The organism is Thalassotalea litorea (genome assembly GCF_005843925.1).
GTDB classification, from domain to species: domain Bacteria; phylum Pseudomonadota; class Gammaproteobacteria; order Enterobacterales; family Alteromonadaceae; genus Thalassotalea_A; species Thalassotalea_A litorea_A.
This window is the reverse complement of sequence record NZ_VCBC01000017.1, coordinates 46397-69029: the sequence shown is the minus strand read 5'-3', so window position 1 is coordinate 69029 and position 22633 is coordinate 46397. Positions and strand designations below refer to the sequence as shown.

Annotated in this window: 20 protein-coding genes; 15 read left to right on the top strand and 5 right to left on the bottom strand. The window is 43.6% G+C overall.

Annotated elements, in window-relative coordinates; translation table 11 throughout:
- Nucleotides 1–752: 752 nt before the first annotated feature.
- Nucleotides 753–2042 (bottom strand): citrate synthase, encoded by a 1290-nt coding sequence (locus FE810_RS15145; RefSeq protein WP_138321183.1) that lies wholly within the window; start codon nucleotides 2040–2042, stop codon nucleotides 753–755.
- A 481-nt stretch (nucleotides 2043–2523) separates the two neighbouring features.
- Between FE810_RS15145 and sdhC the strand changes: the two genes are divergently transcribed.
- The 12 genes from sdhC to FE810_RS15085 all read left to right on the top strand — a co-directional run bounded on the left by sdhC (nucleotide 2524) and on the right by FE810_RS15085 (nucleotide 14687).
- Nucleotides 2524–2898, top strand: coding sequence for a succinate dehydrogenase, cytochrome b556 subunit (sdhC, locus tag FE810_RS15140; RefSeq protein ID WP_138321181.1), 375 nt, complete (start codon nucleotides 2524–2526; stop codon nucleotides 2896–2898).
- Complete coding sequence (sdhD, locus tag FE810_RS15135; protein WP_138321179.1) at nucleotides 2892–3239, top strand: succinate dehydrogenase, hydrophobic membrane anchor protein; 348 nt, start codon at nucleotides 2892–2894, stop codon at nucleotides 3237–3239. The genes sdhC and sdhD overlap by 7 nt, the downstream gene beginning before the upstream one ends.
- A complete protein-coding gene (gene sdhA, locus FE810_RS15130) occupies nucleotides 3240–5006 on the top strand; it encodes a succinate dehydrogenase flavoprotein subunit (RefSeq protein WP_138321177.1) in 1767 nt (588 codons plus the stop codon). It abuts the gene before it with no gap.
- A gap of 13 nt (nucleotides 5007–5019) precedes the next feature.
- Nucleotides 5020–5730 carry a succinate dehydrogenase iron-sulfur subunit gene (locus FE810_RS15125; protein ID WP_138321175.1) on the top strand — a complete coding sequence of 237 codons (711 nt, stop codon included), beginning with the start codon at nucleotides 5020–5022 and terminating at the stop codon, nucleotides 5728–5730.
- Between the two features lie 81 nt (nucleotides 5731–5811).
- Nucleotides 5812–8610, top strand: coding sequence for a 2-oxoglutarate dehydrogenase E1 component (locus FE810_RS15120; RefSeq protein WP_138321173.1), 2799 nt, complete (start codon nucleotides 5812–5814; stop codon nucleotides 8608–8610).
- A 34-nt stretch (nucleotides 8611–8644) separates the two neighbouring features.
- Entirely contained in the window at nucleotides 8645–10144 is a 1500-nt protein-coding gene (odhB, locus tag FE810_RS15115) for a 2-oxoglutarate dehydrogenase complex dihydrolipoyllysine-residue succinyltransferase (protein WP_138321171.1), read from the top strand.
- A gap of 133 nt (nucleotides 10145–10277) precedes the next feature.
- A complete protein-coding gene (sucC, locus tag FE810_RS15110; protein WP_138321169.1) occupies nucleotides 10278–11444 on the top strand; it encodes an ADP-forming succinate--CoA ligase subunit beta in 1167 nt (388 codons plus the stop codon).
- Complete coding sequence (gene sucD, locus FE810_RS15105; protein ID WP_138321167.1) at nucleotides 11444–12316, top strand: succinate--CoA ligase subunit alpha; 873 nt, start codon at nucleotides 11444–11446, stop codon at nucleotides 12314–12316. Before sucC ends, sucD begins: the two co-directional genes overlap by 1 nt.
- A gap of 221 nt (nucleotides 12317–12537) precedes the next feature.
- Nucleotides 12538–12735 carry a hypothetical protein gene (locus FE810_RS15100; RefSeq protein ID WP_138321165.1) on the top strand — a complete coding sequence of 66 codons (198 nt, stop codon included), beginning with the start codon at nucleotides 12538–12540 and terminating at the stop codon, nucleotides 12733–12735.
- Between the two features lie 614 nt (nucleotides 12736–13349).
- Entirely contained in the window at nucleotides 13350–13751 is a 402-nt protein-coding gene (locus FE810_RS17300) for a ribosomal maturation YjgA family protein (RefSeq protein ID WP_138321163.1), read from the top strand.
- A 59-nt stretch (nucleotides 13752–13810) separates the two neighbouring features.
- Entirely contained in the window at nucleotides 13811–14155 is a 345-nt protein-coding gene (locus FE810_RS15090) for a VOC family protein (protein ID WP_138321161.1), read from the top strand.
- 85 nt (nucleotides 14156–14240) lie between these two features.
- Nucleotides 14241–14687 (top strand): hypothetical protein, encoded by a 447-nt coding sequence (locus FE810_RS15085; RefSeq protein ID WP_138321160.1) that lies wholly within the window; start codon nucleotides 14241–14243, stop codon nucleotides 14685–14687.
- Nucleotides 14688–14770: 83 nt separating this feature from the next.
- On the opposite strand, the gene FE810_RS15080 is transcribed toward FE810_RS15085, so the two are convergent.
- Complete coding sequence (locus FE810_RS15080; protein ID WP_138321158.1) at nucleotides 14771–15769, bottom strand: D-cysteine desulfhydrase family protein; 999 nt, start codon at nucleotides 15767–15769, stop codon at nucleotides 14771–14773.
- 133 nt (nucleotides 15770–15902) lie between these two features.
- On the opposite strand from FE810_RS15080, the gene FE810_RS15075 reads away from it, so the two are divergent.
- The gene (locus FE810_RS15075; protein WP_138321156.1) at nucleotides 15903–16736 is read left to right on the top strand and encodes an SAM-dependent methyltransferase; all 834 of its coding nucleotides are present in this window, start codon (nucleotides 15903–15905) and stop codon (nucleotides 16734–16736) included.
- 212 nt (nucleotides 16737–16948) lie between these two features.
- The gene (locus FE810_RS15070; protein WP_138321154.1) at nucleotides 16949–17392 is read left to right on the top strand and encodes an SRPBCC family protein; all 444 of its coding nucleotides are present in this window, start codon (nucleotides 16949–16951) and stop codon (nucleotides 17390–17392) included.
- An 87-nt stretch (nucleotides 17393–17479) separates the two neighbouring features.
- On the opposite strand, the gene FE810_RS15065 is transcribed toward FE810_RS15070, so the two are convergent.
- Together FE810_RS15065 and fadE are read right to left on the bottom strand one after the other, a co-directional pair.
- Complete coding sequence (locus FE810_RS15065; RefSeq protein ID WP_138321152.1) at nucleotides 17480–17860, bottom strand: hypothetical protein; 381 nt, start codon at nucleotides 17858–17860, stop codon at nucleotides 17480–17482.
- Between the two features lie 145 nt (nucleotides 17861–18005).
- Nucleotides 18006–20474 (bottom strand): acyl-CoA dehydrogenase FadE, encoded by a 2469-nt coding sequence (gene fadE / locus FE810_RS15060; protein ID WP_138321150.1) that lies wholly within the window; start codon nucleotides 20472–20474, stop codon nucleotides 18006–18008.
- Nucleotides 20475–20666: 192 nt separating this feature from the next.
- Here fadE and FE810_RS15055 point away from each other — a divergent pair, with 192 nt between their 5' ends.
- Nucleotides 20667–21452 carry a class II glutamine amidotransferase gene (locus tag FE810_RS15055; protein WP_138321149.1) on the top strand — a complete coding sequence of 262 codons (786 nt, stop codon included), beginning with the start codon at nucleotides 20667–20669 and terminating at the stop codon, nucleotides 21450–21452.
- Between the two features lie 212 nt (nucleotides 21453–21664).
- On the opposite strand, the gene FE810_RS15050 is transcribed toward FE810_RS15055, so the two are convergent.
- A complete protein-coding gene (locus tag FE810_RS15050) occupies nucleotides 21665–22468 on the bottom strand; it encodes a hypothetical protein (protein ID WP_138321147.1) in 804 nt (267 codons plus the stop codon).
- Nucleotides 22469–22633 lie beyond the last annotated feature (165 nt).

Genomic DNA, 22633 nt, shown 5'->3' with positions numbered 1-22633 from the left:
AACCAATAAATAAACAATCAAAAAACAATAGAAAGCCAAGCAAAATGTCGTGAGATGACTCTCAATTTTATCTAATCAGCATGGCTTTTTTGGGTGTCATACCAACAAATCGTCCAAGATTTTAAGATAAATCGGTGGAGGAGGGAGGATTTTTTAATCCTTCGAGGCCTTTTTTATACAAACTTTCAACAAGTTATTCATTTTCATTCTAGATGTGGGTGTCTTATTAAGCGTTTTCTAATTGTGGGTGTCTTATTAAGCGTCTCTAGATGTGGGTGTCTTATTGATCGCTAGTGGGGATTTTTCATTGATGTTTGGTGAAATCATAAGAAAAACGGAGCATGGCCGCCGACAATTAACGATATAACCAATAAAAAAATAACCGTACAACTAGCCTGCCAGAGGGGGGAATGATCGATTTTGATGATAAATCCGCAGATATTTTCGATGGGCAATGAAAACGGTACCGGATAACCGGAGGAGGATAGGGGAATTTTTATTCGGTTAAAACGTATATATCTCGATGAACAGAGTTTTTTCTGAAGTATCTAACATGGCTTGTGAAGTGGTATTTGCACCAATATTAACAACAGTATTTACAACAATATCTTTAGGGGCGTCAGTATTAGTATTAGCACCGCCCATTCATTTACCATTGATTGAATATCTCAATCCGTCGAAAAGGCGTTTATTTTTTGTAGAAAACAAAAAGGCAGCCATAAGGCTGCCTTTTCTAAAACACAGAGTTTAGATTACTTGTGAGAATCTAACGGTGTGAATTCTTTGTTCAATTCACCAGTGTAATTTTGACGTGGACGACCAATCTTCTGGCCTGGTTGCGTCAACATTTCATCCCAGTGCGAACACCAGCCAACTGTGCGTGATAACGCGAAGATTACCGTGAACATGCTGGTTGGAATACCGATAGCTTTCAGGATGATACCTGAGTAGAAATCCACGTTAGGGTAAAGCTTCTTCTCAATGAAGTAAGGGTCTTCTAACGCAACTTTCTCTAGTGCCATTGCCACGTCTAATAGTGGATCCTGAATACCTAACTCTTTTAGAACTTCATGACATGTTTCACGCATTACCGTGGCACGTGGATCGAAGTTTTTGTATACACGATGACCGAAGCCCATTAGACGGAACGGGTCGCTCTTGTCTTTCGCGCGAGCAACAAACTCATCGACACGAGACACGTCACCGATTTCTTCAAGCATCGTCAAACACGCTTCGTTTGCACCGCCGTGAGCAGGACCCCAAAGTGAGGCAACACCCGCTGCGATACACGCATAAGGGTTAGCACCGGAAGAGCCAGCAAGACGAACCGTTGATGTTGATGCATTTTGCTCATGGTCTGCGTGCAAGATGAAGATGCGGTCCATAGCACGAGCAAGAGTCGGGCTAACTTTGTATTCTTCAGCAGGTACAGAGAACATCATGTGCAGGAAGTTTTCTGCGTATGACAAATCATTACGAGGATAAACAAATGGCTGACCAATGCTGTATTTATACGCCATTGCTGCAATCGTAGGCATTTTCGCCACTAAACGATGTGCACAACGTAAACGTTGATTACGATCGGCGATATCTAAATCATCGTGATAGAAAGAGGAAAGAGCACCAACAACTCCACAAAGCATTGCCATTGGGTGTGCATCAGGACGGAAACCCTGGAAGAAGTGGGCTAATTGCTCATGCACCATGGTGTGGTTGGTGATGATGTTAACAAAATCGTTATATTCTTCCTGACTTGGCGCTTTGCCATTCAAAAGAATGTAACAAACTTCCAGATAATCCGCCTTCTTGGCCAGGTCATCAATGGCATAACCACGATGTTGTAAAACACCTTTGCCACCATCGATAAATGTGATTTCAGATTCACAGGAGGCAGTGGCTAGAAAGCCAGGATCGTAGGTGAAATAGCCTTTGCTTCCCAGAGTACGGATGTCGATAACGTCGTTACCTGCGGTTCCAGAAAGAATGGGTAACTCGGCAATCTCTTTACCATCGACGCTCAGAGTGGCTTTAGATTCAGCCATAAAAATATCCTCTAAATTTTAGTTAGATTTTTAATTTCAGAAGTTGACCATTTACGTTGATACAAAATCGGCGTTTACCAAGTTCGGTTGCAACGCGACAATTTAATCATAAAAATCCAAGGCAAATGATTAATTAGTCAATTTTCACGAATATAAAATTGCCGATATTCTACTCTAACTTGACGGGTAAATGTCAATGTAATTGTGTCCGACTTTTGCATTTAAATCATTATTTTCGCAAAAATTGGAGTTTTTACTTCAAAAACGCCTGAAAAGTAGACAGAAGCTAATAAAAAACCTCATAAAATTGTAATTCAATATAGACCTATATATAATTCGTGCGGATCTGTTTCTGGAGAAATTTCAGGGGAGTTGGAATTTGTTTGAAGCAGAAAACAATAACAAACTTGGTTATTTAATTTGGTTTTCCATTTTAAATAGAAATACAACTAGCTGAACTATTAGTTTTTAGGCAAGAACTGTGAAAAAACAACGACCTGTAAATCTTGATTTATCAACAATCAAGTTTCCAGCTGCTGCAAAAGCATCCATTCTGCACCGCGTTAGTGGTGTGATGATGTTTTTCGCTGTTGGTATCTTAATTTGGGCCTTATCGGTTTCTCTCTCCTCTGCTGAAGGCTTTGCAACCATAGAGTCTTATCTGCAAGGTTTCTTCTTTAAATTCATTATTTGGGGCATTGTCTCTGCACTTATCTACCACTTGGTAGGCGGTATCCGTCATTTGATTATGGATATGGGCCACCTGGAAGAAAAAGGCTCGGGCCAAACCAGCGGTAACGTGGTAATCGCCCTTTGGCTTCTATTATCTGTCGTTGCGGGAGTATGGTTATGGTGAACAATGTAGCAACTTTAGGCCGCAGCGGTGTTCATGATTTTATTCTGATCCGCGCCAGTGCCATCATTCTTGCCCTGTATAGTATATTTATGCTCGGTTTCTTCATCGTTAGCGATGATGTCACTTACGAATCCTGGACAGCACTTTTTGCGTGTCTGCCAATGAAAATATTTACCATCCTGGCGGTATTAGCAGTGTTAATTCACGCATGGATCGGAATTTGGCAGGTTCTGACGGACTACGTCAAGAACACAGCATTACGTGGATTTCTTCAATTTATTTTTACCATCACGCTATTTGTATATGTAGCGGCGGTTTTCTTAACAGTGTGGGGTGTGTAAGTGAGCGTACCAGTTCGTGAATTTGATGCCATTGTAATTGGCGCTGGTGGTGCGGGTATGCGTGCCGCCCTAGCAATTTCAGAATCAGGCAAATCCTGTGCTCTGATTTCTAAAGTATTCCCAACTCGTTCCCACACAGTATCTGCCCAAGGCGGTATTACCGTAGCATTAGGTAATGCCCATGAAGATAACTGGGAATATCATATGTATGATACCGTCAAAGGTTCCGATTTTATCGGTGACCAGGACGCGATCGAATACATGTGTAAGACAGGTCCGGAAGCGATTATTGAATTAGAGAATATGGGACTACCATTTTCTCGATTTGAAAACGGTAAAGTTTACCAACGTCCTTTCGGTGGTCAGTCAAAGAATTTTGGCGGCGAGCAGGCAGCTCGTACCGCAGCAGCAGCTGACCGTACAGGTCACGCATTGTTGCACTGTTTGTATCAACAGAATGTCAAAAACAAAACCAACGTGTTTTCTGAATGGTATGCACTGGATTTAGTGAAAAACGCAGCTGGCAACGTTGTTGGTTGTACCGCCGTAGATATCGAAACCGGTGAAGTGGTTTATTTTAAAGCCCGTGCAACCGTGCTTGCTACCGGTGGTGCAGGTCGAATCTTTGCGTCTACCACGAATGCTCACATTAACACCGGTGACGGTGTTGGTATGTCGTTACGTGCTGGTATCCAGATGCAAGATATGGAAATGTGGCAGTTCCACCCAACGGGTATTGCGGGTGCTGGTGTACTGGTAACCGAAGGTTGTCGCGGTGAAGGTGGTTACCTTCTTAATAAAGACGGCGAGCGTTTTATGGAACGTTATGCACCAAACGCTAAAGATTTAGCGGGTCGTGACGTTGTTGCTCGTTCGATGATGACAGAAATTCGCGAAGGTCGTGGTTGTGACGGTCCTTGGGGTCCTCATATTAAACTTAAGCTTGACCATTTAGGTCGTGAAACGCTTAACCAACGTCTTCCGGGCGTTTGTGATTTGTCTAAAACATTCGCACACGTTGATCCGGCAGAAGAGCCAATTCCGGTCATTCCAACATGTCACTATCAAATGGGTGGTGTGCCTTGTAATGTTAACGGTCAGGCCATTAATATTGATGCAAATGGCAACGAAACCATCGTCGAAGGTTTGTTCGCCGTTGGTGAAATCGCTTGTGTATCTGTACACGGTGCGAACCGTCTTGGTGGTAACTCGCTGCTTGATTTGGTTGTCTTTGGTCGCGCTGCCGGTAATTTCCTTGGTGAATACCTTGCCGGTACTGAAAGCGGAGCGGATGCTTCCGCCTCTGATCTTGAACAGTCGCTTAGCCGTTATAACCGTTGGGAAGGCAGTGAACAGGGCGAAGATCCAGTTCAAATCAAGAAAGATCTGCAGCAATGCATGCAGTTAAACTTCTCGGTATTCCGTGAAGGCGAAGCAATGGCTCAAGGTATGAAAGAGCTCGCTGAAATCCGTGAACGATTGAAGCATGCCCGTCTTGATGACAAATCATCAGAATTCAATACTCAGCGTATTGAGTGTCTGGAATTAGATAACCTAATGGAAACCGCGTTCTGTACAGCGAAAGCGGCAAACTTCCGTACCGAATCTCGTGGTGCTCATGCTCGTCAGGATTTCACTGAACGTGATGATGAGAATTGGTTATGCCACTCAATCTATACCCCGGAAACGGAAGAAATGACGAAGCGCTCAGTGAACATGACGCCAGTGCATCGTGAAGCTTTCCCGCCGAAAATCAGAACTTACTAGGGAGCAGAACAGGATGAAACAAACGTTTTCGATTTACCGCTATAACCCTGATGTCGATAATGCTCCTTACATGAAGGACTATGAGTTAGAGGTTCCTGAAGGCTCTGACATGATGGTTCTTGATGCGTTGATCTTATTGAAAGAACAGGATCCATCTTTATCATTCCGTCGCTCATGCCGTGAAGGTGTTTGTGGTAGTGATGGTTTGAATATGAATGGTAAAAATGGTCTGGCGTGTATTACGCCATTATCAGACGTGAAAGCAGACAAAATTGTCTTGCGTCCACTACCTGGCTTACCGGTTGTGCGTGACTTGATCATTGATATGACGCAATTCTACAACCAGTATGAAAAAATCAAACCGTACTTAATTAACGATGGCAAAAGCCAACCGTCTCGTGAGCATCTGCAATCACTGGAAGAACGTGAAAAGTTGGATGGTCTGTACGAGTGTATTCTTTGCGCGTGTTGTTCGACTTCGTGTCCTTCGTTCTGGTGGAACCCAGACAAGTTCATTGGTCCTGCAGGGTTGCTCCATGCTTATCGATTCTTAATCGATAGCCGTGATACCGCAACCGACGAGCGTTTAGATGACTTACAGGATGCATACAGCGTATTCCGCTGTCACGGTATCATGAACTGTGTTGACGTTTGTCCAAAAGGTTTGAACCCAACCAAAGCAATTGGTTCGATCAAATCCATGTTGTTACAAAGAGCGGTTTAGTGAAGCGTGCCGGGCTTTGGTAAAGTCCGGCATCTTGATTAATCTTTTATTTTGTTGCTTTAGCCCGAAAAGGAACAGGCAATGCCCGAAGGTGTAATGAAGGCTTGGTTAGGGTCTTCCCATTTAAGTGGAAACAATGCCGCTTATATAGAAGAGCTGTACGAATCCTATTTAGAAAATGCTCATTCTGTATCTGATGAGTGGCGCAAAATTTTTGACGAGTTACCAGCCCTAGATGGGGTTAAGGTAGAGACCAATCATTCGGTGATTCGCGAGCAGTTTCGTGAATTGGCCAAACAAGGACCACAGCAGGTTGTCAGCGCTCCCGCGGATACCAAGCAAGTTCGTGTCCTGCAATTAATCAACGCTTATCGTTTTCGTGGTCACCAGAATGCGCGCCTTGATCCGCTTGGAATTTGGCAACGTCCTCGGGTTCGCGATCTGGAATTATCTCATCACGAATTATCCAAATCTGAATACGATAAAGAGTTTAACGTAGGTTCACTGGCCGTCGGTCAGGAAGCCATGAAACTTGGCAATATCCACGAGACGTTAGAAAAAACCTATTGTGGATCGATTGGCGCCGAGTATATGCATATCACGTCAACCCGTGAAAAACGTTGGATCCAACAACGTTTGGAATCGGTTCAGTCAAAAGCGAATTATACCGCGGAACAACAGACTGAAATTTTAAAGGACTTGATTGCCGCAGACGGATTGGAAAAATATCTGGGTGCAAAATTCCCGGGTGCTAAGCGCTTCTCTTTAGAAGGTGGCGATAGTTTAATCCCAATGCTAAAAGCATTAATCACCCGAGCGGGTGAACACGGAACCAAAGAAGTTGTTCTCGGTATGGCTCACCGTGGCCGTCTAAACGTTTTGGTTAACGTGATGGGTAAAAACCCAAGCAAATTATTCGACGAATTCGCCGGTAAAATTGATGTTATCGGTTCGGGTGATGTGAAATATCATCAGGGTTACTCGTCAGATTTCATTACCCCAGGTGGTAATGTGCATTTAGCGTTAGCGTTTAACCCGTCGCATCTGGAAATTGTTAACCCAGTGGTTATCGGTTCGGTGCGTGCTCGTCTTGACCGTCGTGATTGCGACAAAGGCGATTTAGTACTGCCAATTACCATTCATGGTGACAGTGCGATTGCCGGTCAAGGTGTGGTTCAGGAGACATTCAATATGTCTCAGGCCCGTGCTTATAAAGTTGGCGGTACCATTCGTATTGTGGTCAATAACCAGGTTGGTTTTACAACCTCAAAACCGGAAGATACGCGCTCAACCGAGTACTGTACCGATATTGCAAAAATGGTTCAGGCGCCGATTTTTCATGTTAATGGTGACGATCCTGAAGCCGTGGTTCTTGCCACCCAAATCGCTTTAGATTTCCGTAACAAGTTCAAACGCGATGTTGTGATTGATTTGGTGTGTTATCGCCGTCATGGTCATAACGAAGCGGATGAGCCAAATGCAACGCAACCGTTGATGTACCAGGAAATCAAGAAACACAAAACACCTCGCCAGTTATTTGCCGACAAGATGATTGCTCAAAATCATCTGACCGAAAGCAAAAACAAAGAGATGGTGGATTACTATCGCCAGTTGTTGGATGAAGGTCAGTGTACTGTTGAACAATGGCGTCCAATGACCGAGCACAGCGTCGACTGGACGCCGTATCTTGGCCATGACTGGGATGATGAATATGATCATGAAATTGATCTTAATCACCTGAAATCATTGGCAAAGTCGATATCCAGTTACCCAAGTGAGCACAAGTTGCAATCTCGGGTGAAGAAAATTTATGACGATCGCGTAAAAATGGCCAATGGTGAGAAGCTACTTGATTGGGGCTTTGCAGAAAACCTGGCGTATGCGTCGATTGTTGATCTTGGTGAGCGAGTACGCATTACCGGTCAGGATTCTGGCCGAGGCACTTTCTTCCATCGTCATTCGGTATTGCACAATCAGGAAGATGCCAGCACTTATATGCCTTTGCAGCATATCCGTGAAGGTCAGGGGCCATTTGAGGTCTACGACTCGGTCTTATCTGAAGTTGCTGTATTGGCATTTGAATACGGTTATACCACAGCAGAACCAAGCGGCTTGACCATCTGGGAAGCGCAATTTGGTGACTTTGCCAACGGTGCCCAAGTGGTATTCGACCAGTTCTTGTCCTCTGGAGAGCAAAAGTGGGGCCGTTTATGTGGCCTGACAATGTTACTTCCGCATGGTTATGAAGGGCAGGGACCAGAGCACTCTTCCGCTCGTTTAGAGCGTTTCTTGCAACTGTGTGCTGATCACAATATGCAAGTCTGTGTGCCATCGACGCCAGCTCAGGTGTTTAACATGTTACGTCGTCAGGTTGTGCGTCCAATGCGTCGTCCTCTGATTGTGATGTCTCCGAAATCATTACTTCGTCATCCTCTTGCGGTTTCTTCTATGGAAGAACTGGCATCTGGCGTTTACCAAAACGTCATTGGTGAAGTGGATGAGTTAGACAAGAAGGCGGTGAAACGCATCGTAATGTGTAGTGGTAAGGTTTACTACGAATTGCTTGAGAAACGTCGCAAGCAAGAGTTAAACAACATTGCAATTGTCCGTATTGAACAACTCTATCCATTCCCGGAAGAAGAGTTGAAGGCGATTATTGCCGAATATCCAAACGTTAAAGATTTCGTCTGGTGTCAGGAAGAGCCGCAAAACCAGGGTGCCTGGTATTGCAGTCAGCATCACTTTTGGAATTCAATTCCAAAAGGAGCAACTCTGACTTATGCCGGCAGAAAAGCTTCCGCCGCACCTGCTGTCGGTTACATGTCATTGCATGTGAAAGAGCAACAGGCATTGGTTAACGATGCGCTAACGATAAAATAAGCCAGTTAAAGAATTGTGAGTAAGGAATAAATTAATGACAACTGAAATTAAGGTTCCCGTATTACCAGAGTCAGTAGCCGATGCAAGTGTTGCGACCTGGCAAGTAGAAGTGGGTGAATCCGTAAGCCGTGATCAGGTTTTAGTAGAAATTGAAACTGATAAAGTCGTGTTGGAAGTGCCGGCACCGGCTGACGGTGTTGTGACGGAAATTCTTGAGCAAGAAGGCGCTACCGTATTAGGCGAGCAATTACTGGCGATTTTATCGGATGTTGACAGCAAAGCAGCTCCTGCAAAAGCGGAAGCGAAAAGCGAAGCAAAAGCACCGGCTGCGAAAACAGCCGCGGGTAAAGTTATTGATATCAAGGTTCCGGTATTACCAGAATCCGTTGCTGACGCGACGGTATCTACCTGGCATGTCGCTGAAGGTGAAGCGGTAACTCGTGACCAAAACCTGGTTGATATCGAAACCGATAAAGTTGTATTGGAAGTGGTTGCTGAAGAAGATGGCGTGATCGGTAAGATCATCCACGCGGAAGGCGATACCGTATTAGGCGAGCAGTTGATCGGCCAATTGAATGCCGGTGCAACATCTGCGCCCGTTGCTGCCGTTGAGTCTTCAGACGCTTCGGATGCAGCTGGTGATGAGATTGCCAGCCCATCAGTACGTCGCTTACTAACCGAGAAAGGTCTAACAGCCGCTCAGGTTAAAGGCACAGGTAAGGGCGGTCGTATCTCTAAAGAAGATATTGAAGCACATCTGGCAAAAGCGAAAGCACCTGCGCCAGCGGCAAAAGCAGCTCCTGCTGCTGCGGCCCCTGCAGTTGTTCAAGGTGAGCGTAGCCAAAAACGTGTACCAATGACACGTTTACGTAAAACTATCGCCAATCGTCTTCTTGAAGCGAAAAACTCAACGGCAATGTTAACCACGTTTAACGAAGTTAACATGAAACCTATCATGGATTTGCGTAAGCAGTACAAAGATGTGTTTGAAGAACGTCACGGTGCTCGTTTAGGCTTTATGTCTTTCTACGTTAAAGCCGTAACCGAAGCGTTGAAGCGTTTCCCTTCGGTGAACGCATCAATCGATGGCGATGATATCGTATATCACAACTTCTTTGATGTATCGATTGCCGTATCGACACCTCGCGGTTTGGTAACACCAGTATTGCGTGATGCTGACCAGCTAGGTATGGCGGGTATTGAGAATGGTATCCGTGCCCTTGCGATCAAAGGTCGTGACGGTAAACTAACCATGGACGAAATGCAGGGCGGTAACTTCACCATTACTAATGGTGGTGTATTTGGTTCATTACTTTCAACACCTATCATTAACCTTCCGCAAACAGCGATTTTGGGTATGCACAAAATCCAGGATCGTCCTATGGCGGTAGATGGTAAGGTTGAAATCCTGCCAATGATGTATCTGGCGCTTTCTTATGATCATCGTCTAATCGATGGTAAAGAATCGGTTGGCTTCTTGGTAACCATTAAAGAGTTATTAGAAGATCCAACACGCCTATTGTTAGACATCTAATTTTTAACCAAAATTTGTTCGGAAATTCACTGTAAGGGACTATCTTCTGTGCCTTACAGTGATTATAATCGCAACAATTTTTTTACAGGCAGTTAACGCTGCTATTTTTCTATATCGATAATTGGAAAACACCATGAATTTGCATGAGTATCAAGCGAAGCAATTATTCGCAGAATATGGTTTACCAGTTTCAGAGGGTTTTGCTTGCGATACCCCTCAAGAAGCTGCTGAGGCTGCTGACAAGATCGGCGGCGATATGTGGGTGGTTAAAGCTCAGGTTCACGCTGGTGGCCGCGGTAAAGCTGGCGGTGTTAAGCTAGTAAAAACCAAAGAAGAAATTAAAGAATTTGCACAGCACTGGTTAGGTAAAAACCTAGTTACGTATCAAACAGACGCAAATGGTCAGCCAGTTGCAAAAATTTTGGTTGAGAGCTGTACCGATATCGCCAACGAATTGTACTTAGGTGCAGTGGTAGACCGTGGTACTCGTCGCGTAGTATTTATGGCATCTACTGAAGGTGGTGTTGATATCGAGACTGTTGCTGAAGAAACGCCACACTTGATTCACAAAGCAGCGATTGATCCACTTGTAGGCCCACAAGCTTACCAAGCACGTGAACTAGGCTTCAAATTGGGTCTTAACCCAGTGCAAATGAAGCAGTTTGTTAAGATCTTCATGGGTCTTGGCAACATGTTCAACGATCACGATTTCGCATTATTGGAAATCAACCCGTTGGTCATTACTGACGAAGGTAACTTGCACTGTCTAGACGGTAAAATCGGCGTAGATTCCAATGCACTTTATCGTCAACCGAAGATCCGTGGCATGCACGATCCTTCACAGGAAGACGAGCGTGAAGCGCACGCAGCTCAGTGGGAACTGAACTACGTAGCACTAGACGGAAACGTTGGTTGTATGGTTAACGGTGCTGGCCTTGCAATGGGTACAATGGATATCGTTAATTTGCACGGTGGTAAACCTGCAAACTTCCTTGATGTTGGTGGTGGCGCGACGAAAGAGCGTGTTGCAGAAGCATTCAAAATCATCTTGTCTGACGACAATGTAAAAGCAGTACTTGTAAACATCTTCGGTGGTATCGTTCGTTGTGACATGATCGCAGAAGGTATCATTGGTGCGGTTAAAGAAGTTGGCGTAAACGTTCCTGTTGTTGTTCGTTTAGAAGGTACTAACGCAGAAGCTGGTCGTGAAGTCTTAGCGAACTCTGACGTTGACGTAATCGCTGCTGAGTCTTTAACAGACGCTGCTGAGAAAGTTGTTGCTGCTGCGGAGGGCAAATAATGTCTGTATTAATTAACAAAGATACCAAGGTGATCTGTCAAGGTTTCACTGGTGGTCAAGGTACTTTCCACTCTGAGCAAGCGATCGATTACGGTACGCAAATGGTTGGTGGTGTATCTCCTGGTAAAGGCGGTCAAACGCACTTAGGTTTACCGGTATTTAACACGGTTCGTGAAGCGGTAGAAGCAACTGGTGCTACAGCGACAGTTATCTACGTTCCTGCGCCTTTCTGTAAAGACGCAATCTTAGAAGCTATCGATGCTGGTATCGAGCTAATCGTTACTATCACTGAAGGTATTCCTACGCTAGACATGCTTGACGTTAAAGTGAAGCTTGAAGAAACTGGCGTTCGCATGATTGGTCCAAACTGCCCAGGTGTTATCACTCCGGGCGAAACCAAAATTGGTATCATGCCAGGTCACATCCACAAGCCAGGTAAAGTAGGTATTGTATCTCGTTCAGGTACATTGACTTATGAAGCCGTTAAGCAAACGACAGATGCCGGTTTCGGTCAGTCTACGTGTGTTGGTATTGGTGGTGATCCTATCCCAGGTACGAACTTCATTGACGTTCTTGAAATGTTCGAAAACGATCCGCAAACTGAAGCGATCGTGATGATCGGTGAGATCGGTGGTACTGCAGAAGAAGAAGCTGCTGAATACATTAAAGCTAATGTATCTAAGCCAGTGGTTTCTTACATCGCAGGTGTTACTGCTCCTCCAGGTAAGCGTATGGGTCATGCCGGTGCGATCATTGCTGGTGGTAAAGGTACTGCTGACGAGAAATTCGCGGCTCTTGAAGCTGCAGGTGTTAAAACCGTTCGTTCACTTGCTGACATCGGTAAAGCATTGACTGAGAAAACTGGTTGGTAATTTACCACTAGTTTGATAAAACGCCTCGTTACTTCGGTATCGGGGCGTTTTTTTTGCACATGGATGTGCTTATCCTCCCGTACCATGGATGGTAGCAAGGGAGGGTTTGCACATGGATGATGAGCTTAGTCGAGATATTACCATCCATGATATCTCGACATTCAATACGTCCATGTATCTTTCCTCCCGTACCATGGATGGTAGCAAGGGAGGGTTTGCACATGGATGATGAGCTTAGTCGAGATATTACCATCCATGATATCTCGACATTCAATACGTCCATGTATCTTTCCTCCCGTACCATGGATGGTAGCAAGGGAGGGTTTGCCAGAGATGATGAGCTTTGTCGAGATATTGCCTTCCATGATATCTCGACATTCAATACGTCCATGTATCTTGTCGAGATATTACCTCCATGATAATAATGGGGTCAGATCTTGAATTCTGTATTTTCCTGGAGTGTTACTGGATGCGTTATTGATTGTATTTTAGGCTTTGAATTAGTAATTTAATGAATTAATTTTGATTTTCTTGTTTAACGATTATGAAATGTCATGAGAATGGCATAAATCCATTAGCAAAAAAGAGCCTGATGTTTGGTGTCACCTATTTATTGGGGGGACTACCGCTGTAAATGTTGTGGTGCTACTTTTGCTTTAAACAAAGGCTTATTTGCTCTCGTTGAAATCGTACTCTATTTAATGGTGCTTTTGGTTTTGCTTTACGCGCTAGCCAGTTTCAACCAATTGCTCGCTTATGTAGGCATCGTATCAGGGCTGTTATCTATTGCTTTATTTGTGTATTTCTTGCCACTAAAACTAAAGTCGAAAATGAGCATTAGAGATAAAATGAAGCGCAGAATACAAAGTTAAATAAGTAAGAGTTTCAGAAATCCGTATTTCTGGTTTAATTTGCGTCCAATATTGTTTGCCTGATATACAAAATAACCGTATTGTTTCGTGTAAAGTGCAAAACCCTGTAATCGAATTGCTGTTCAACATGTACATGTTAATTTCTTAAAAAGGAATCAAAAATGAACAGGAGGTTGTTAATCTATGGACTACTTACATTATCCACGGTGGGACTTGGTCTTCTATCGAGATCGAGTATTGTAAGTTTTCCTGATTGGGTGAATCTATATTTGGGAGATTTTCTGTGGGGGCTGATGGTGTTTTGGTTAGCCTGTATTGCGTTGCCCAGTGCGAGAAATACAACCTTGTTTTTAGCCGCGCTTACATTCGCATTTCTAATTGAAATCTCTCAGATCTATCAAGCACCTTGGATAAACGAATTAAGGCATACCAGCCTTGGCGCACTTGTGCTGGGTTTTGGTTTTAAGTGGAGTGACTTAATTGCGTATACTCTTGGTATAGCGTTGGGCGCTTTTCTTAATCATTGGTTGAGAAATCGAATCAAGGTTCCAGGCAAACTTTAACTTTTAAATTAGCAAACGAAGCCATACTGAATCGCAATATTTATGGTTGCGGGAAACCTATGAAAATCCATTATCTGGAAATTGTAACACTTGACGTTGAGGGAATATGTGCTGCTTATGCAGCGGTTCACAATGTTAAATTTAGCGCATCCGATGCACTTCTTGGTGGCGCAAAAACCTGTGCTCTGGCTGATGGTTCTTTTGTTGGTGTAAGAGGGCCGTTAAGAGAAACCGAAACCCCGGTTGTGCGTCCATACTGGCTGGTAGATGATATTGAAGAAGCAGTTAAGCGTGTGACTGAACAAGGCGCCGAAATCGCTGTGTCGCCGATGGAAATTCCGGAGAGAGGCTCCTTTGCCATTTATCTCCTTGGTGGTATCGAACATGGACTTTGGCAGCTATAAGTTCTGAGCAATAGTTAAATAATCCACATTAATTCAACCTATATGTGAACCGACAGGCGATAACAATACAGGGAAGTATGGCAACATGAAATTAGTGCAAAGCCGAAAACAGAATATATTTAATCGATTCTATCTAACCGTGATTCAACAGTGGTGGGTAATAATGGGGGCTGTGATAGCTCTAGTAATTGGTGATACTTTACTTGAATTAAATGTAAGAACGATATGGCTTGGGATAGCAACAGCGGTTGTATTATCTGTGCTAGTAGGGCTTTGGTTGATTGCCTTCAACTCTGGACGTAACGCCATTATCGAATATGGGATAGAGCTGGACGAAGATGGAGTTCACTTTATTCGATATGGAAGTAAAAGGTCGATTTCCTGGAGGGAGTATTCAGGCTTCGAGGTACTAAACAGATCCCCACGTATGATTAGAATTAAACAAAGCGGCAATAAACCTATCGAATTCAGCTACTACACCTTTTCAAAACCTCAACGGGAACGGCTGTTTGAATCTTTGGCGCGCCAATAATTTTGGTGGTTATCATCTAAATGTCTTGAGTCGATTCTTGCGCAGTTTCAAGGAATGACTTTTCGTCCGCCAATAATTTGCAATTATTCCTTAAACAAATCTTTATAAGCAAATAAGCCAACACTGCCGCCAGTATGTAAAAATGTGACGTTTTGGTCAGCGTTAAATTCGCCCTTTTTCAGCATATCCAACATACCGGCCATGGCTTTTCCTGTATAAACCGGGTCGAGCAAAATTGCCTCCTGCCTCGCCAGAGTTTTTACCGCTTCAACCATTGAATCCGTCGGGATCCCGTAACCCTTACCATAATACTGATCTTTAATTTCAATGCGTTTTATCGCGGATTGTAAATTAAAACCTAAAGCTTCGCTCATGGGTTCCAACAAATTGATGATTAATTCTCGTTGCGCAGCCTCAGGCTTACTCACGCATACGCCAATAACCCGCGTATCAGCATCTAAAAGCTCCATGCCGGCGATTAATCCGGCTTGTGTTCCGGCACTGCCGGTTGCCAGAAAAAGTGCATCAAGAGACAGCTGTTGTTGTTGGCATTGTTCGATAAGCTCAAATGCACATTCTACATAACCGCATGCACCCACAGGATCGGAGCCGCCCATTGCGATAAAATAGGGCACTTCACCTTGCGCTTTGAGTTGTTCAACAAGAGACATTGCATGGTTCAGGCAGTCCTCGTTATCTGGGACGATAAACGTGTCAGCCCCGAGAATGTTGTCCAACAATAGGTTGCCACTTTGCAGATAATCTTCACCGCCAGTTCCCGCGACCTTTTCAAGTACCAGCGCACATTTTAATTGGTATTTATTGGCTGCAGCCGCGGTTTGCCGAGCGTGATTAGATTGAATGCCGCCAATGGTGACTAATACTGTCGCTTTTTGCTGTAGGGCATCAGCAATGAGGTATTCAAGCTTGCGGGTTTTATTGCCGCCGGTGGCAAGCCCGGTACAATCATCTCGCTTGATAAATAATTGTGCGCTGCCTAGCCGGTTAGTCAGGTTTGCTAATGGCTCAAATGGTGTGGCACCATTCATTAACGTCACTTTTTTTCGTTCTATTTTGTTCATTGAACGCCCTTATTTCTGTACCAATCAGTGAAACATTATACTAAAGCAAAACGCCTTTCGATTGACAGTTTAAATCGGCTATTTTTGCCCGCTTATCCAGGTTAATCTAAACTATCCGCAGGAGGGAATTTAGATGCCTAGTCATAATATTGTCACTCAACACTACACGCATGGGAGCTTGATTGAAACGATTCAGTCTGGTGTCGAAAAACTCGGAAAATCCGTCAGTGATGTCTCGGTCGATGATTTGGCCCCGGTAGATGAATTTCATATCGGCGGTCGGATGGCGACACAGGCGTTTCTGAGCCAGCTCAATATTGACCCAACTCATAAGGTACTTGATGTTGGTTGTGGATTAGGAGGAAGCAGTCGTTTTGTCGCTCAGCAATACGGATGTCAGGTCACAGGTATCGATTTGACTCAGGAGTTCGTTGACACCGGCAACACACTTTGTGCGTGGGTAGGGCTAACAAACAAGGTTCAGCTTAAGGTTGAAAATGCACTGGCATTGAGTGACGAAAATGAGAGTTATGACAGAGTTTATTTAATGCATGTGGGCATGAACATCGCAGATAAAAAAACATTGTCGGCTGAACTTTTCCGGATATTAAAACCCGGCGGTAAGTTAGGTATCTATGATGTTATGAGGGTCAATAAGGGGGACTTAAAATTTCCGGTTCCCTGGGCAAGTGAACCGGGTGGTAGTTCGGTGGCATCGTTACCAGAATACCGTTCAGCGCTACAATCAGCGGGATTTCATGTTATTAAAGAAACCAATCGACGAGCGTTTGCTTTACAGTTTTTTTCAGAACTTCAGGCTCGGATTGCAAATGCGGGAGGCCCTCCACCATTAGGCCTACATTTATTGATGGGCGATAAAGCACCATTGAAAATGAACAATATGCTTGAAAATATTTCTCAAAATCTCGTGGCGCCGATCGAACTCATTGCCGAAAAAGTTAAATGAATTTAAGAAAGTGGGGGATTCAGCCCGAGTCAGTATATTAACGAAGGCATCAGCTGCTGGCACCTGGTATTTATATTTCCAAAAAATTAAGACAAACATTACAACAAGCATTACAACGGTGGTCTGCCTATCTCGCTACTTTGAACCTCACAGCTTGCGCTTTAACAAGCCTCCATTATAGTTAATCCATATACCGATTAAGGCTTAATGGAATGAAATACACCTTAGAAATAGATATCGCCCTACCTGTCGAACGGGTGATTGAGCTTTTTGATAATCCGCATAACCTCAAAAAGTGGCAGCCAGATCTCATCAGCTTTGAAACCTTAAGTGGTGTGCCTGGAGAAGAGGGCACGGAATCACGTTTGCTATACCGCATGGGGAGTAAAGAGATTGCGATGACCGAAACCATTACCGTGAAGCAATTGCCAGAACATTTTAGCGGTGTTTATGAAACGGATAATGTCTGGAATCTGGTGGATAACACATTTATTCCAATATCAGAAAATCAAACCCGCTGGGTTGTTAAGAATGAATTTAAATGCAGTGGTTTTGTAAAATTGATGATGATGTTAATGCCCGGCATGTTTAAAAAACAATCCAATCGCTATATGGAACAATTCAAAGAATTTGCGGAAACACAGGTGAGCGGATAATTGCGGCGGGCTAATCCTTGCTTGCAAGAAAATAAAGGCGCCGTTTCGCGTCTTTATTTTTAGTCACCTGTACTGCAATGTTATCGGTTAAACGCCGTTAAAATCGATACTGTAAGCGCTGGCATTACAGCGTAAGAGCGTCGAACAACTGCTGTAGTCTTTGATTTTTTCACAAGGGTTCAATACGATTGCATTTCCCCCAAGTTTTTGCGTTTCAATTTTCAGCTCTTTAACCAAAGGAGTGAATGTTGGTGCGGGGTTAAGCTTTTTTGTATGGCAATATTCTTCGCTTACCGAACCTAGATACGTGGCATTGTAGGTCATTATTTCCGCGAAACTGTATGTTTCTACTTCCTGGGCTTCAAAGCCAGATTCTAACCAATCTATCGTGTTGGTTGTAAATCGGATATTGGTACAGCCACTTAACAGTAATATCAATAGCGAAATTTTAATGATGTGATTGACCATAATGATATTTATTTTGTATTTATAAATTATGAAATCGATACTAACTAATTAAATTTCATTAATAAAGTATTAAAGACTTAGTTCGAACCGACGAAAAAAAAGGCGCATTATGCGCCTTTTTTTGATTTAGCCTCAGCGTAAAAGATTATGCAGCTTTGACTGCTTTGTTCTTTTCTTTAATTTTTAGGTGACGCTCTTTGTCAACGACCAAATCAATGGGGTCAAAATCATCGACATTGATGGTTTGCAGACGACCTTCTTCGGTAATACGAAGTTGCTGGGCTTCCGTTTCATCAATCCAACCGTTCTCAAGCGCTTCATCTGCTAACTTATCGAGGTTAATCAGTGGCACGCGCTTACCGGCTTGTTTGGAAATTTTCGCCAGGATAGCTTCACTTTTGATGACGTTATCTAACGTCAATTCAAGTTTTCCTAAGATGTTGCCATCTTCTTTGTTCAGATACTGGCCAGCACCTAGACGGTCACGGGCGGCACCAGGCGTTTGCAAAATTCTCGCAATTTTGTGGTCAAGTTTGTCTGAAGGTTTGGTTAAGTGACAGCCAAATGGTAATACAACTGCGCGGAATAGTCCGGCAACAACACGATTTGGGAAGTTACTGATTAACTCATCAATCGCTTGTTGGATTTTAAATAAACTGTCTTCCACCGCCCACATCATTAGCGCTTCATCTTCTTTCTGACGACCTTCATCGTTAAAACGCTTCAACGTTGCAGATGCTAAGTACATATAACTTAATATGTCGCCAAGGCGCGCTGAGATGCGCTCACGGCGCTTCAAATCACCACCGAGTGCTGCCATGGAAAAGTCAGACAAAAATGCCATATTTGAGCTAAAACGCGTTAGTAGCTGATAATAACGTTTGGTTTTATCGTTGTAGGGCGCACTCTTCAAACGTGCTCCGGACAATGAGAACCAAAGCGAACGGACCATGTTCGAAATCGTAAATCCAACATGACCAAACAATGCCGCATCAAAATCATCAAGTGCCGTGTTGAAATCCGGGTTTGCCGCAGCTTCCATTTCTGCCAATACATAAGGATGACAACGGATTGCGCCCTGGCCATAAATAATCATGTTACGGGTCAGGATGTTCGCACCTTCAACGGTGATCGCAATCGGAGCACCTTGATAACCACGACCAAGATAGTTATTGGGCCCTAAACAGACACCTTTACCACCGTGGATATCCATCGCGTCGTTGATGCTGTCGCGCATTTTTTCGGTTAAGTGATATTTACATATTGCCGAAATAACCGACGGCTTCTCGCCCAGATCGATTGCACCGGTGGACATTGTTGTCACAGCGTCCATCAAGTAAGCATTCCCCCCGATACGGCCCATGGCTTCTTCAATCCCTTCCATTTTACCAATAGGCAATTTAAATTGACGACGAATGTGCGCATACGCACCGGTCGCCAATGCTGCTGTTTTTATACCACCAGCAGAATTTGAAGGTAAGGTGATTGCTCGTCCGACAGACAAACACTCAACCAGCATGCGCCAGCCTTGGCCTGCCATGTCCTGACCACCGATAATGAAATCTAATGGCACAAATACGTCTTTACCTTGGGTTGGACCATTCTGGAATGTCACGTTTAAAGGGAAATGACGACGGCCGGTAACAACACCTTCGATATCGGTTGGGATCAAAGCACAGGTAATGCCTAAATCTTCGGTATCACCAATTAAGCCATCAGGATCGCGCAGTTTAAATGCCAAACCTAAGATGGTCGCAACTGGTGCCAGTGTTATGTAACGCTTGTTCCAGGTGAGGCGCATGCCCAGCACCTCTTTACCTTCGAACTCGCCTTTACAAACAATCCCGTAATCTGGGATCGCACCGGCATCAGAACCTGCTTCCGGAGAAGTCAGGGCGAAACATGGGATCTCTTCTCCGTGAACAAGACGTGGTAGGTAGTAGTCTTGTTGCTCTTTGGTGCCATAGTGTTGTAGTAATTCACCAGGGCCTAAAGAGTTTGGTACTCCGACAGTACTGGAAAGTACGGCGGATACACTGGAAAGTTTTTGCAATACGCGAGATTGTGCATAGGCACTGAATTCAAGACCACCGTATTGCTTTTTGATGATCATCGCGAAGAATTTATGATCTTTGAGATATTGCCAGACTTCTGGCGTTAAATCGGTCAGTTCATGGGTGGTTTCCCAATCATCACACATGCGACAAACTTCTTCGACAGGACCGTCAAGAAAGGCTTGCTCTTCCGCACTCAAACGAGGCTGCGGATAATTGTGCATTTTCTGCCAATCCGGATCACCTTTAAACAAATCTGCTTCAAACCAGGTCGTACCGGCGTTGATCGCTTCACGTTCAGTCGATGACATTTCCGGCATAATCTTGCGGAATATTTTCAGTATTTTACCACTGATAAGTTGTTTGCGAATGCTGGAAACATTCAGAGGAATAGCGATTGCAGCAAAAATCACCCAGCTAACTAAGCCGGTGATATCGAAAATACTGCCTAATAATAACAGAACTGCGTAACCCAGTGTAAACATCCCTAGCGATGCACGGGTATAAGCCAGGTAGGTAGTGATAGCAGCAAATGCCGCCCACCAAATGAAATACTCCACAATAGCTCCTTACTTGTATGAGGTCAGACCACTTACCTTAAGGATAATTATAAAACTGGCGCTTTTCAATGCTTATTTTCGCCTTCTTTGAAAAAATAAAAACAAATATAACGATAAAAGTGTAAATACCTTGTTTACAGTGTTAAATTTTATCGTCTATTTTCACCGGATTTTTACGAGTACAGGTGCCTAATGTGTGAATTATTGGCAATGAGTGCCAATGTCCCAACGGATATCGTGTTTAGCTTTTCAGGCTTAATAGAGCGAGGTGGTAAAACCGGACCTCATAAAGATGGTTGGGGCATCACCTTTTATGAAGGTAAAGGTTGTCGCACTTTTCGAGACCCGCTGCCAAGTGCAACGTCTCGGGTTGCCAGACTGGTAAAAGAATATCCAATTAAGAGTGAAGCGGTGATCTGTCATATCCGCCAGGCTAATGTCGGAAAAGTATCATTGGAAAACACTCACCCCTTTGTACGTCAATTATGGGGGCGAAATATTACCTTTGCCCATAACGGTCAGCTAAAAGATTACCAAGATGCACTTGAAACGAGCTGGCACGAAGCGGTCGGGGAGAGTGATAGTGAACAGATTTTCTGCTTTATTCTCGAACAATTAATGAATAAATTTGGCCGTGAGAAACCGCAAACAGAGGAATTATTTAAAACCCTAACGGCTTTGTGCCAAACGATAAATCAATATGGTGTGTTCAATACCATATTGTCCGATGGTGAATTCGTGTTTTGTTATTGTGACACCAAATTACATTGGATCACTCGCCGTGCTCCATTTGGTCCGGCCAAGCTTATCGACACCGAAATGTTGGTGGATTTCAAAGAAGAAACAACGCCAAACGATGTGGTGACGATTATTGCTACACAGCCGCTGACCGATGATGAGTCCTGGCAAAAAATGGCCAAAGGCGAAGCCATCTTGTTCAAGCTTGGAGAAGTAATAGAACAGCACACCAACAACTAAATCTTGTGGGGTCATGGGGTCAGAGTCAATTATCATTATATCAATGTGATAAATATCAATGGGTTAGGATTGATAAGTGAATGACTCTGTCCCTTTAAAGTTTGTTTCAGGGGACAGAGTCGTGCTGGAATGAGGTTTAATTATTTGAAATATATAGAAATTATATTTTAATAATTGACTCTGACCCCTTACCAAAGATGTGAGTTTATTGTTTATTCCGGTGATACGTAGGTAGATATGAATTCCCACTCTTCATTGGTCAAAAGGGATTCGTCGGCATCCTTGCGAATCATATTTATCACTCTGTCGGGCCATTTGATGTGTTTCCAACGAGAGTTTAAATCATGCGCTTGCGGAGCCGTATTTTTTCCAGTAAATGAGGAACCTCCTCCCTGAATCGATATTTGAGGTTGGATATCATCTTGCAACCTCAGTTTTTTTAAAAATTCTTTCCGGTAGTCCGTGCTAGCAAGCCACAAGTCAAAATCCCAAACAAGCCAGTCGCCGTTGGCGGTATTTTGCCAGTATCGATAGTCGACTATCCTTTCGTCAATTCTCATATCTCCTCTATCGAGTCCAACGGAAGCTTGTTTTATCGAACGGGTTAGCCGAGAGGCAATGATGTTAAGTAATTTTCGTTTAACCGTTATTTTACAGGCTGTTGCCGGGATATATTTGTCTCTGGGCTCTGGTAAATAATCTTCCAGAGATATTATCACGTTGTCCGCATGCTTTAATAAAGGCTTAATTTGGCGGATCCTTTTTAAAAACCAAAAACAACCAGAGAAGTTCACTTCATTTATTAAGATGGTCTTTCCAGACTGGGTTTGACAAACCTGATAATTGAGGCTTAGTAAAGTAACGTGTGAACGCTCTAAAGAATTGGCAAGCCAATTGATCAAAGCATGATTGCCGCTACGCCGAAGTCCGCTTATTACGTAAACATTTTTATTTCTAAAATAAAAACTTACATACAGATGTATCAAGTATCCTATAAACCTTTTCAATATGTCCATATATCCTCTGTTTTAGGTAGGCGCTAACGTGTTGAATACACTTGAACTTTAGCATGATATTAGACATGCGCAAATTTCAGACGACTTATCAGACAGATGATGAATTTCTGATTTTTATTGTTTCATAAATGTTATGTCAGTAGGCTGGAACGCAGTAAAAATACG